Source organism: Streptomyces minutiscleroticus (assembly GCF_014650875.1).
In the GTDB taxonomy this organism is placed as follows: domain Bacteria; phylum Actinomycetota; class Actinomycetes; order Streptomycetales; family Streptomycetaceae; genus Streptomyces; species Streptomyces minutiscleroticus.
The window spans coordinates 1-594 of record NZ_BMVU01000263.1 but is presented as its reverse complement, the minus strand read 5'-3'; the positions used below and the strand labels follow the sequence as shown (position 1 = coordinate 594).

Sequence of the window (594 nt, the reverse complement as noted above, 5' to 3'; positions counted from 1 at the left end):
CTTGATATTCCTTGCTGCGTTATTAGATGAACTCATGTTGGCTAAACGGATAAACGCTTCTTCACTGCTCCCTGCATGTAGAGTGGTTAGCGTGCCTTTATGACCGCTACAAAGCACATTATAAAAATCATATGCCTCACTGCTTCTGAGTTCTCCTAAAATGATTCTATCAGGTCGCATTCTCAAACATGACTTTAAACAATCAGCAGAGGTGATATTCCCACCAAAGAAAAGCTGTGTGTAGTTCTTGTGGTGTTTGAATACAATCTCTTCGGTGTCTTCAATGGATATGATCCTTTCTTCTTTGGGGATAAACTCCATGATGCTTTTGATATAAGTCGTTTTACCGCTTCCTGTGCCACCACAAACAATCACATTCTTACCAATAGCAATACCATCTTTAATCGCACTGATCGCTTGTTCTTTGTTATCTAGTAGATTATAAAAACCCTGCTCTTCAAAGAAGCTATGAGGATAGGTTGTTTTGCTAGGTATCCTTATGGATATGGAAATGGTTTCATCATTAACTGTAACAGGGGAAAGGACAATCTGCACCCTTTCACCATTCGCTAAATTGCTGCTCAAAATAGGATT

1 pseudogene is annotated in these 594 nt (G+C 39.2%); it reads right to left on the bottom strand.

The features are described from left to right. Nucleotides 1-594 (bottom strand): annotated as a pseudogene (virB11, locus tag IE271_RS44655) (cag pathogenicity island type IV secretion system ATPase VirB11); the annotation flags it as partial.